9 protein-coding genes are annotated in these 12091 nt (G+C 53.2%); 3 read left to right on the top strand and 6 right to left on the bottom strand.

Going from position 1 to position 12091, the window contains the following annotated elements; all coding sequences use genetic code 11:
- Positions 1-36: 36 nt before the first annotated feature.
- On the top strand, positions 37-1857 hold the full coding sequence (locus BM231_RS06900; RefSeq protein WP_093517966.1) for an aminopeptidase P family protein: 1821 nt from the start codon (positions 37-39) through the stop codon (positions 1855-1857).
- Between the two features lie 60 nt (positions 1858-1917).
- Here the strand turns inward: BM231_RS06900 and BM231_RS06895 are convergent, their stop codons facing one another.
- From BM231_RS06895 to BM231_RS06880, 4 genes are all read right to left on the bottom strand, one after another.
- A complete protein-coding gene (locus BM231_RS06895) occupies positions 1918-2241 on the bottom strand; it encodes an AzlD family protein (protein ID WP_093517964.1) in 324 nt (107 codons plus the stop codon).
- A complete protein-coding gene (locus BM231_RS06890) occupies positions 2238-2987 on the bottom strand; it encodes an AzlC family ABC transporter permease (protein ID WP_093517962.1) in 750 nt (249 codons plus the stop codon). Before BM231_RS06890 ends, BM231_RS06895 begins: the two co-directional genes overlap by 4 nt.
- A gap of 87 nt (positions 2988-3074) precedes the next feature.
- Positions 3075-3944, bottom strand: a complete 870-nt coding sequence (locus tag BM231_RS06885) for an AraC family transcriptional regulator (RefSeq protein WP_063289926.1) — start codon at positions 3942-3944, stop codon at positions 3075-3077.
- 89 nt (positions 3945-4033) lie between these two features.
- Positions 4034-5674: a chloride channel protein gene (locus BM231_RS06880; protein WP_093517960.1), complete on the bottom strand. Its 1641-nt coding sequence runs from the start codon at positions 5672-5674 to the stop codon at positions 4034-4036.
- 309 nt (positions 5675-5983) lie between these two features.
- On the opposite strand from BM231_RS06880, the gene BM231_RS06875 reads away from it, so the two are divergent.
- A complete protein-coding gene (locus BM231_RS06875; protein WP_093517958.1) occupies positions 5984-7405 on the top strand; it encodes an FAD-binding oxidoreductase in 1422 nt (473 codons plus the stop codon).
- Positions 7406-7577: 172 nt separating this feature from the next.
- Positions 7578-11654, top strand: coding sequence for an AsmA family protein (locus BM231_RS06870; RefSeq protein ID WP_093517956.1), 4077 nt, complete (start codon positions 7578-7580; stop codon positions 11652-11654).
- Here BM231_RS06870 and BM231_RS06865 read toward each other — a convergent pair.
- Together BM231_RS06865 and BM231_RS06860 are read right to left on the bottom strand one after the other, a co-directional pair.
- Positions 11647-11868: a ribbon-helix-helix domain-containing protein gene (locus tag BM231_RS06865; RefSeq protein WP_093517954.1), complete on the bottom strand. Its 222-nt coding sequence runs from the start codon at positions 11866-11868 to the stop codon at positions 11647-11649. The two genes, BM231_RS06870 and BM231_RS06865, sit on opposite strands and share 8 nt — an antisense overlap.
- 9 nt (positions 11869-11877) lie before the next feature.
- A complete protein-coding gene (locus tag BM231_RS06860) occupies positions 11878-12087 on the bottom strand; it encodes a DUF4169 family protein (protein WP_093518496.1) in 210 nt (69 codons plus the stop codon).
- Positions 12088-12091 lie beyond the last annotated feature (4 nt).

Below are 12091 nucleotides of genomic sequence, written 5' to 3'. Positions count from 1 at the left end.
GTTGAGTTGCGTGCCGATCGGCATTAGCCTTCCGGCATGTTTCAGAGCTTTGACACAGTAAATGATAAATCTCGTGGGCCGGTTCGGTTGGCCGCTCTGCGAGACGAGCTGGCCTCTCGTGGGCTTGATGGCTTTTTGGTGCCGCGAGCAGATGCTCACCAAGGTGAGTATGTTCCTGATAGTGACTGCCGCCTTGAATGGCTGACAGGTTTCACCGGTTCTGCCGGCATTGCTGGCGTGCTTACTGAGAAAGCGGCTGTTTTTATTGATGGCCGCTACACCATTCAGGTGCGGGACCAGGTGGACGAAGATGCGTTTGCCTATCGTCATCTGATTGATGAGCCGCTGACGGGCTGGCTTCGTGAGAATGCGGCAGAAGGTCAGAAGATCGGTTACGATCCAATGTTGCATCCTGTTCGTCAGGTGCGCTCCCTGAAAGCTGCCTGTGAAAAGGCCGGTGCTCAGCTGATTGCCATTGAAAGCAATCCGGTTGATGCAGTGTGGAGTGATCGCCCTGAAGCGCCGCTTGGTGCAGTGAAAATGCACGCGATGCAGTTTGCTGGTGAAAGTGCTGCAGACAAGATCAAGCGTATTGGTGAGTTGATTGCTGGAAAAGAGGCGGATACAGCGCTTCTGACACAGCCAGACTCCATTGCATGGCTGTTGAACATTCGTGGCAGTGATGTGATGCATACGCCGTTGCCACTGTCTTTCGCTTTGGTGCCCACCAAAGGCAAGCCATCGCTGTTTATTGATGGACGCAAGCTTTCTAATGAAGTGCGTGATGAGCTGAGTGCTCTTGCAGATATTGCAGGACCGACAGAACTTGCACCTGCGCTGAAAGCACTGGGTAGTGAAGGCAAACGGGTTCTCATTGATACCGGTCTTGCTGGTCAGGCTCTTTATGATGCGGTTGCTGACAATGGCGGCCATGTTGTGGAAGGGCAGGAGCCAACTCTGTTGCCTAAGGCTGTTAAAAATCAGGCTGAGATTGAAGGTAGTAAAGCTGCACATCTGCGTGATGGTGTTGCTTACGCTGGCTTCCTTGCTTGGTTTGAGAAAACAGCGCCTCTTGGCGGCTTGAGCGAAGTTGTTGTGGCTGAGAAGCTTGAGGAGTTTCGCCGTGAGACGGGTGCTTTGAAGGACATCTCCTTCGACACCATTTCAGCTGCTGGTCCTCATGGTGCGATCTGCCACTACCGCGTGAGTTATGACAGCAATCTGCCGATTGAGCTGAACAGTGTGTATCTGATCGATTCCGGTGCTCAGTACGAGGATGGTACGACAGACATCACGCGTACACTTGCTGTTGGGGCTGTGACCGCTGAGCAGTGCAAGCACTTTACGCTTGTTCTGAAGGGCCACATTGCAATTGCGACTGCACGTTTCCCTGTTGGGACGACTGGGTCTCAGCTGGATACGCTGGCCCGTATCGATCTTTGGAAGCAAGGTCTCGATTTTGACCATGGTACTGGTCATGGTGTCGGTTCTTATCTGGGTGTGCATGAAGGTCCGCAGCGGATTTCCAAAGCACCAAACAGCATTGCGCTGAAGCCGGGTATGATCCTTTCCAATGAGCCGGGTTATTACCGTGCTGATGAATATGGCATCCGAATTGAGAATCTTGAGCTGGTTACACCTGCGGCTTCAATCGAAGGCGGAGATCAGAAGATGCTCGGTTTTGAGCCTCTGACGCTGGCGCCGATTGATCTGCGCATGGTGGACACCAAACTTCTCTCTGAATTTGAGTTGAACTGGCTGAATGCTTACCATGCACGTGTGCGTGAGTTGGTTGGCCCGTTGCTGGATGATGAGACTAAAGCATGGCTGGAAGAGGCGACACGTCCGGTTTCCTAAGCTGCTTTTGTTTTTCTTTGAGATATAGAAAACCCCGCTTCATGGAGCGGGGTTTTTTGTTTAGATGACAGTGAGTGCCAATCTGAGCACGACAACACTGACGACACCCAGTGTCATAGCTGCCAGCATTGGTAGGCGCAGGGCTGCAATCGCGGTGATCGCTGTTGCGGCGGTCTCTGCGATGCCGGTTGCGAAGGCCGTTGGGGCCACGACCGACATGAGGATTGCTGGTGGAACGGCCTGTAATGCCGCCTCAGTTCTACCCGAGAACGTGACGAACTTTGTCAGCACCAGCCCTGCTATGCGGGTCAGATAAGTTCCTGCTGCCATGACCAGAATGGTGAAGAGGACGAGCGGATCAACTGCGAAGACTTCTGACATCATGACTGAAGTGCCTCCGCAGGTTTCTGGAGCCTATTTGGGTTGTCGTCATACTGAATGGCTGCTGCAATAACACCAGCAATAGCGCCTGCAATTATGTACCAGGCACCCGGCACGAACTTGTGTGTGAGAACAGCAGCAAGACCGCTGGCTGCGAGGACTACGCCCGTTTTGCGGCCTTGCCAGAAGCCCATGACCAGACAGATGAAGAGAGCGGTAAAGGCAAAGTCCAGACCGTAGCGGGATGGATCGCCCATGACAGCACCTATCAGGCTTCCTGCGACTGAAGCGGCTTGCCATGTGACGAAGAGGGTGAGACCGACACCCAGATAGAAGCTGAAGGTTGTGTGCTGTTTCATGGCACGTTGCTCAGACAGTGCCCAGACTTCGTCGGCTAATATGAAAAAGCCGAGGTATTTTTGCAGGGGTGTCCAATGGCCGAGTTTGGGGGCAAGCGATGCACTCATAAGCACGTGGCGCAGGTTGATCAGAAACGTGGAGAAGGCAATGGTGAGCCATGGGAGCGGGTCAGACCACAAGTCCAACGCGAGGAACTGAGAGCCACCTGCAAACACGAAGGAGCCCATCAGCAATACTTCCAAAGGAGACATACCCTTTTGTGCCGCGAGAGCGCCAAACAACAGGCCGATAGGTGTCGCGGCGAAGATCAACGGGAAGAACGTTGTTACACCGAGAAAAAATTCATTAGGGCCAGCGTTGACCGCTGATTTGTTCTGATTGCTTTTCACAAAACCCTCCTAGAGCATGGAGTGGTTTTAGGTCAGAGTGACCGGTGTCGTCTTGAATGAAATTGCGCTTCTGGTATGCCGCTGTGATTAAATGGAAATCACAGATCGCTGGAACGCTGCTGGTGTGGTGCCTACGCGGGATTTGAACTGACGCGTGAGATGAGCCTGATCTGCAAAGCCGCAAAGCGATGCCGTCTCGCTTGGAGAGGTTCCACGAACAAGCAGGCGTCTGGCATTTCGTACCCTCACGTCGGTCAGGTAGGCATGTGGTGTTTGCCCAGTCGCTTTCTTGAAGGAGCGGATGAGATGGTACTTTGAGCGGCCCGAGATGTTCACCAGATCATCCAGATGCACGGTGCCCATGAAGCTTTCTTCCAGATACTCCCGCGCTCGCGTGATCGCGACAGGATCTTTTGATCCGGTGATGTTGTCAGTGAAGCTGCCGTGTTTTGCGAGCATCTTGGCGAAGATCATATAGAGCGGCTCTTCAGCTTCCAGATCAATGGAGCGGTTCTGTATGGATTTGTGCGCTTCGACGAATTCCTGACAGAGCTCTGGGTCATGGACACAGGCCTCCGGGAAATAAGGTGTTCCGCTTTGTGGTTTGTCCGTCAGATCCTCTGCGATCTTCTGCAACAGGGAGATGCTGGGATAGGTCATCCGGTAGGTGTAACCGTAGCCCTCCGGTATGCCGTCATGAAGCTCGAACGGATTGACGAAGACCAGATCTCCAGGGCCAGCGAATATCTGCTGTCCGCGTTGCCAATAGCACTGACAGCCCGAGAGAATACCACCGACAACGAACGTATCGTGAGTGTGAGGTTCGTAGACATGGGTTCTGAAACTTGCCGCAAGGCATTCCAACCCATCAAAGCGAGGCGCACGCCAGAATTGTGCGTTCTCTCCCGAATTGAGCGGAGTTGCTTCTAAGGCAATTTTTTGAGTGACCGGCTTCATAGACCCAATTTATCCAGCGAAGACAAGGATGTCTTGAATGAGATTGCTGTTTTTTACGGATGGGTCAATGGAGATTATCTGGGGTTTGGCTAGCGGTGCTCCTCAACATTCGCCTGAATGAGGGCTGAATTGAAGTAACGTAACGCCTTCACGTGGCTTGCGTAACCAACAATTTCCGTCGGGTTCTTGGGGTCAATGACGGGCAGGGTGGATTTGCCAGCATCATCGAAGGTTCTGAGTGCTTTTTCGAGCGTATCCAGCGGTGCCAGGAACGGCTCTTCTGACTCTGGGTCGAAGGTTGTATCGGAATCCGGCCTTGGCGGATCTGCGAAATCTTCAACATGAACAATGCGGACGAGCCATTTGTGGGCACCGTCTTGCAGCATGACACCGCGCATTTCCAGCTGCCAGTGGAAGTAGGACCGGCCATGGATTGCCTGATTGAGGCCAGTGGAAATGGAGACAGCGATCAGTAGTGCAATGGACAATTCGTAACCACCTGTCAGCTCGAACACGATCATGGTGGTTGAAATTGGTGCGCCAAGGACAGCTGAGGCGACCGCTCCCATGCCTAAAATAGCGTAGAGGCCGTGGCTGGAAGCCATTTCGGGCAGGTGATTTGCCGCGATCAGGCCAAAGGCGCCACCTGTCATAGCGCCCAGATACAGCGAGGGTGAGAAGATGCCGCCGCCGAAGCGGGAGGCGAGTGTGATGGCTGTTGCTATTGTTTTTACAACGAGCAATGAGAGCATCAATGTGAGTGGCAGTTCTGAGTTGAGCGCCCCATCGGTTGCTTCGTAACCAACGCCGATGATCTCTGGATAGAAGACAGCGATAGAGCCAACCAATGCGCCGCCGATGATCGGGCGAAGCCAGATTGGCATTTTGATGTTTCTGGCAAGCCAGTCTGAGCCGATCAGTGCGAACTGAAAGGAGATGGCAACAATTGCGCAAATGATGCCGAGCAGCACGAAAGCCGGGAATTCCCAGTATGTGTTGATCTGGTAGTGGGGAAGAATGAAAGCCACCGCTTCGCCAAAATAGAGGCGAGACACCAGTGTTCCCATGGCTGAGGAGAGCACGATTGGAACGAAAGCGGACATTGCGTAGTGGCCGAGGATGACCTCGTGTGCGAACAGTACGCCTGCGATTGGTGCGTTAAAGCTTGCGGAAACTGCACTTGCGACACCTGCAGCGAGCAGGATGCGCATTGTTGAATCGGGGAGTTTCAGCTTGGAGAAGACAGAGGTGCCGAGTGTGGCGCCCAAGTGAACCATGGGGCCTTCACGACCTGCGCTGGCGCCACTGCCGAGTGAGATGACTGTGATGAGTGCGGAACTGAGGCCGGGCCAAAAGGGCAGGCCGGTTCCTCCATGGGCTCGTGCTTCAATCACGTCTGCTACGCCGCCAGCACGTTGCTTCTTCTGGATGGTTTGCAAAAGGAGGCCCACAATTGCGCCGCCTATGACGGGTGCCAGAACAATCACATACCATGGTTGCGCGTTGGCCGCGCTTATCATGCGTTCGGAGACAGTGCCGAGCGATAACCACTGAACCAGACCGATGCCAATGCGAAACAGGATCGCTGACCCGCCCACAGCAGCTCCGATGATCAGCGCAAGGAGCCAGACAAGCGGGAGCCGCGATGACATGAACAAACGTAAGTTAGGTTCGACCCATTTATAGGCTATACGCATTGCGATTTTCAGCGGGTTAGCTTGGTTTGGCATAATAGATTAAGCGATACGACAATGAATGATTGGCACTGTCTTTAACGAGATTCCCCGGCAAACGCTAATCAGGATATGCTCTGATCTTCGGATTTCGGATCATTATTTTCGATAAGCACTGAGAAACACTTAAGGAACCTCAAGAGGCCGCAACGTCAAGGTGGGTTCAGCCTTGCCAAAAGCTCAATTATGCTGACCATGCAGAATACTATAATTCCAATAAATGCCGAGGCGTGTCTCGAAGTTTCGACTATATGCTTGGAAGTGTGCTTCCGGGGGGAAGTATCTGGAATATAAGGGAGGTCTGCCATGTCTCTGACGGGGATGCAGCTGAATGTTACACGTAATGCCGAGGGGATCGACAAAGCGATTGCGTTCTTGAGTGAGAAGTTTGGCGATCGCTGCCAGACATCCATGAGCTTACGGGAGCAGCACGGGCATACGACATCATGGCTACCAAACCAACCGCCGGATGCTGTTGTCTTTGCACAGTCGACCGAGGAAGTCTCTGAAATCGTAAAGCTTTGTGCTGACCTGCATGTGCCGATCATTCCGTTTGGCAGTGGTTCTTCTCTCGAAGGGCATCTGAATGCACCGGGCGGCGGTATCTCGCTGGATCTCTCTCAAATGAATGAGGTTGTCTCCGTTCATGCCGAGGATCTGGACTGTGTGGTTCAGCCGGGTGTGACGCGCAAGCAGCTCAATGCTTATTTGCGCGATACTGGCTTGTTCTTTCCGATTGATCCGGGCGCTGATGCCACCATTGGCGGTATGACAGCGACACGTGCTTCGGGTACCAATGCGGTGCTTTATGGGACGATGAAGGATATGGTTCTGGCGCTGACGGTTGTCATGCCTGACGGGACCATTGTGAAGACTGGAAGCCGTGCCAAGAAATCATCTGCGGGATATGACCTGACGCGCTTGATGGTTGGCTCGGAAGGCACGCTCGGGGTGATCACTGAGATTACGTTGAAGCTGAAGGGCATACCTGAAGCAATTTCAGGTGGAATTGCTTCTTTCGATAGCATTGCAGATTGCTGCAACACGGTTATCGAGGCGGTACAGTATGGCATTCCCGTTGCCCGTATGGAGCTATTGGACACACTGACCGTCCAATCCGTCAATGCTTACTCAAAGCTGGATTTGCCAGAATCGCCGCTGCTGCTTGTGGAATTCCACGGCTCTGAGGCTGGTGTGAGAGAACAGGCTGAGCGGTTTGGTGAGATTGCGGCTGAAAACTCTCTGAAAAAATTTGAATGGGCGACGGATCCTGAAGAGCGCAACAAGCTTTGGGCCGCGCGGCATGACGCCTATTGGGCTGGCCTTGGACTGGCACCTGAGCGAACCGGATTGTCGACAGATGTCTGTGTGCCGATCTCTCGTCTGGCCGATTGCGTGACAGCTACACATGATGACATCGAAGAAAATGGCCTGATAGGTCCGATAGTTGGCCATGTTGGTGACGGCAACTTTCATGTGCTTGTGTTGACGGACCTGACTGACCCTGAGGACATTGCCAAGTCTGAAGCGTTTGTTGAACGTTTGAATTACCGTGCGATTGAGCTGGGTGGAACCTGTACTGGTGAGCATGGTGTGGGGCAGGGCAAGATGAAGTATCTGCCAAAGGAACATGGGGCAGGGGTGGCTGTGATGGCTGCAATCAAGCGTAGTCTTGACCCACTGAATATAATGAACCCTGGTAAGATTGTTGCCTTAGATACCGAGTAAAGAAGTGCCATAAATACGCACTTGCTTCGTTCCGTTCGGAAACATTGCCTTAAGTCGTTGCTGTCGTCTTGTTCCTGCTGTAATTCACATAGACAAACAAGTGTTTGCATGCAGCTCATAGGCGGACAGCGCGGCAAGGCGTGAGGTTCGAAGTGGGTAAAGGAGCTTAACGTTGAATTCGGTTTACATCACCGTCGGTGGGACTTTGATCTTGGCGCTGGTCATCGCGCTTGTTGGCCCTTTGGTCATCGATTGGTCAGCTTATCGTTCCCTGTTTGAAAGCTATGGTGAGAAAGTTCTGGGGCATCAGGTGACGATCCTCGGTGAGACCGATGTCCAGCTGCTGCCTGCTCCGTATGTGAAGCTCTCTGACGTTCGTGTTGGTTCTGTCGAAGATCCGCTGATGACCATCAAAGGATTTGAAGGCCGTATTGAGTTGCCTTCGCTTTTGCGCGGCGAAGTGCACGTCACCGAGATGAAACTCAACGCGCCAGAACTTAGCCTTTCTCTTGATGAGGAAGGCCGTCTTGATGTTTTGCAAACCAATTCCCGCCGTTCCGTTATTTCTGAAATCGATCCGACCTCGCTTATTCTGGAAGGGGTGAGCGTTCAAAATGGGTCTGTCGTGCTGACTGATGCGCGCACTGGCGAAGTGCGCCGCGCAGGCAATGCGAACCTTGAACTTTATGCTGGTGGTTTGCAGGGGCCTTTCAAAGCGGAAGGCGCAATGCTTTATGAAGGCGTGCCTTACACGCTGAAAATCGGTAGTGGCCGAGTGGAGCGCAATGGTCAGATCCGGGTTAAGACGCAGGTGTCTCCTGCAAATGTTGCGGCTCAATTCTCAACTGATGGCTTCCTGACACACCAAAACGGTGTGGTTTCCTATTACGGAGATGCTGAGGTTCAATCTGTTGTCAGTGAAGGCTCTGACGCGCTGGAATGGGCCGGCAAGAGTAAGTTTAATCTGGACGGTGAGCGACTGGAACTGACTGAGAGCACGTTGCGTCTTGGCTCAGAAGATCGTCCGATTACCGCTGAGGGTGGCGGGATTTATAGTTTTGGGCCAGAGCCAGAATTTCAGGCTGTTGCTCAGTTCAAACAGGTTGATCTGGACCGGATGATCGGCGGTGGGCCACAGCGTCCGCTGGTCCCGACCGATGTTGTTCTCACGCGACTGGCTGGTGGCTTGAAGTCGTTGCCGCTGCTGGATGTGAAAGGCAATATGGATCTGACCGTTCCTGTTGTGGTGGCGGGCGGTTCTGTTGTTTCCAATCTGAGTGCCTTACTTGAATCGACAGGAACCGGCTGGAAAATTGATGAGCTCTCTGGAGAGTTGCCGGGTCGTAGTTTGTTCAAGACCAGCGGTTATCTGGAGCTGCGCGGTTCTGCCGGGTATCAAGGTGACTGGGAAATCTCTTCCCGTCAGCCACATCAGCTGGCGCATTGGTGGTTGGGTGAGCGTAAGGACGCTTCCAAACGGCTGTCTCCTGTTGCGTTGAGAGGTCGTGTTGAAGCTGGTTCGGGCGCTCTGCGACTTCCTGATCTTCGGATTGATGCAGGAGATGTACGCAGTGTAGGCTTAATTTCATTTGAGCATCCGCTGGATCGCAGCCCGTTGATCACCGTTGATATGGATAGCGACCGCGTCAATCTGGATGAAATTCAGCGTTACGTGGAAGCTTTTACAGGCAAAAAGATCAAGCCAAGCGCAGTTGATATGTCCATGCGGCTTTATGCAGATGAGCTTGTTGCCAGTGGCGTGAAAGCAAAAAGCATGGCGGTGAGTGCGAGCCTGAGCCGGGATACGCTTTCCATTGAGCAGCTGAAGATCCGTGATTTTGCTGGTGCGTACATTGATATGAAGGGTCGTATTGATGATCTGAGTACGACGCCACAGGGGAATATCAAAGGCACGCTGACTGCGTCATCTCTCAGTGGTGCGGTTGCTGTTTTGGAAGAATATGCGCCTGACCATCCGTTGATCGAGCGCTTGAAAACGGCTGCTCCGGATCTTGCACCTGCCAACCTTAAAGCAGAGCTTTCTGCTTATGCTGAGAAGGGGCGGACCGATATGTCTTTGAACCTCTTTGGTGAGGTTGGTGTCAGTGATCTGGATCTGAATGGCACCTTTGAAGGCCGCATTGATGACTTCGCAGAAGGTGACCTTTATGCGGAAATGACGCTTGGCGGCAAAGATGGCGTCAAGGTGCTTCGTCAGCTTGGGTTCGAGGCTATCCCAATTACGCAACTGCAACCGGGAGAGGTTCGCCTTTCCTTGTCTGGTAGCCCTCGTGATCAACTTGCCTTTGGGTTTTCAAGTGATCTTGTTGGGCTGAAGATCCTCTCTGATGGGACCGTGCGTATTCCGAACCGGTCTGCTGCTGTCTGGTCTGCCAAGGTGGCGTTGCAGTCTGATGATTTGGCGGATTATGGACTGGCATTTGGCAAGATCTATCCAATTTACTCCGGTCCTCTCAAAGCAAACCTGAGTGGTCAGCTTGAAGGACGTGGGCGGGACTTTAAGCTCTCAGATCTGAAAGGCCAGCTGGCTAATATGGATCTTTCTGGTGATCTTGAAGGTACTTTGAAAAAGGGTGGGCCTTTAGAGGCATCTGGCAAGTTGGAACTGTCTGAGCTTGATATGCGTAGTCTGAGTGAACTGCTGCTAGGTTCCAATGTTTGGGCTGGTGTGCTGCAGGAGGATTCTGTCTGGTCCTCGCAGGCGTTGGGGCAAGGCCTTGCTGATGGTGTGGATTTGACGCTTGATGTGAAGAGCGACCGCGCCTTGTTCAGTGATGAGTTCCGACTGGATGCCGCCAGTGGTCAGCTTCGGTTACGTTCAGATCAGCTGTCTATCAATGAAGGCACTGGTCGTTTTGCGGGTGGTGAGTTCTCGGGTGCCTTCGATCTGCGGCGGGATCAGGGGCAGGCGAATCTGTCTGGCCGGTTACGGTTGGATGACGCTGACTTTGAAGAGCTGGCCTGGACTGATGAAGGCCGTGCTTTAGCCACTGGTCAGTTGCAGGCAATTGCTGAGTTTGAAGGAAGCGGACGCACAATCTCAGGTCTTGTTGCAGGTCTTTCAGGTGGTGGTACTTTCAGCGTTACTGATGGTGAAATTCGCCGGATCAACCCAGCGGCCTTTGATCTCGTGATCAAGGCAGCGGATGCGGGTCTTGAGCTGGATGAGGCTGCTATTCAAAACACCTTTGCGGACCATCTGGATGCAGGGTCTATTGCGTTCAACCGGGTTGACGGTTCATTGGGCATCGCCAGTGGGCGGATACGGGCGCGTAACATCTCCGTTGATACTGCTGGAACCACATTGTTTGGCTCTGCGCTTGTTGATCTGGAGAAGTGGGCGCTGACAGGCGATGTTTCCATGAAGACCCGTGATGAAGCACAGAAAGTTGCCGGTGCTGAGCCTCAGGTCGCTATCTTGTATTCTGGGCCGCTGGAAAACCCAGTGCGCAAGCTGGATACCGGGCCTTTGCTCTCCTACCTCAATCTTCGTGCAATTGAGTTGAATGTGAAACGCATTGAAGAAGAGCAGCGCAAGATTGCTGAGCAAGAGCGCATGCTTGATGAATTGAAGAAAAAGCGGGAAGAGGAAGCCGCACAAAAGGCGCAAGCTGCAGAGGATGCGGAAAAGGCTCGTCAAGCCGAAGCTGCTGCTGCAGCTGAGCGTAAGCGACAGGCGCAGGCAGACAAAGAGGCGAAAGCCCGTGCTGCTCGTCTAGCTGCTGAGGAAGAAGTGCGCAAGGCGAAAGCAGTTGAGGCTGTGAAGCGGGCTGAGGAAGCTCAGAAGGCGGCAGAAGCAAAAGCTGCTGCGGAGGCTAAAGCTGCTGCTGAAGCAAAAGTCCAAGCCGATGCTGAGGCCAACAAGAGTACAGTTCAGGACTTTACTGCGCGTATTCGGTCTGTTCTTGACGGAGACGCCACTGCAAAAAAGCCCGTTAGCCCCTCTGTTGCAATTGTTGACCCGCCCAAACCGCGGGCAAAATCCAGCCTACCTGCATTGGAAGCTCCGGTGACCATTGGTGGCGTGAACGAGGCGACCGTGCCAGCGGGAGAGGTTGACCTGCTTGGGCCTATCATCCAGTCAGGTGCTCCGAAAAATCTTGGCGTGCTTGAGGCAGGCAATGACAATCAGGTCTTACGTGGACCGCTGCCTGATTTGCAGACTGATGAACGCGGAGCGCCTAAGTTCATTGAGCTGCCAGGCGGTCGCCTGCTGCAGGTTAACTGACCAGTTGGCTCTGAAAGTGCTTGAGCACGGCGACGCGGATACAGCTTGAGAGGTTGTTTTCCGGGTTCCGCTCATCATCAATTGAGGCGATTGCTGCGGTAATATTTTTACCCTGACTTCGCGCAAAATCTTCCAGACCAGCCCAGAACTCTGGCTCCAGCGTGATGCTGGTTCTATGTCCGTGGAGGGTGATGGAACGTTTCTTGAGGCTCATAGGGATGTCTCAGTCTTCATCTGTAGGTGATGATGAGGAGACGGAGGCCAACTTGTGACCTTCAAAGCGTTTTGTCTGCAGGTCTGCTTCTGCATTTTCCTGAGATTTTTCGGCTTTTGAACGCCCGAACTTCCGGCGGTTTTCCGCTGCGGACAGGGCTTTACTGTCTCTGGCCTTTTGTTTGCGGGCCTGACGCAGGTTAACAACGGTCGCGCTCATACAA

The organism is Pseudovibrio ascidiaceicola, from assembly GCF_900114245.1.
GTDB classification, from domain to species: domain Bacteria; phylum Pseudomonadota; class Alphaproteobacteria; order Rhizobiales; family Stappiaceae; genus Pseudovibrio; species Pseudovibrio ascidiaceicola.
This window is presented reverse-complemented; position numbering and strand designations above follow the sequence as displayed.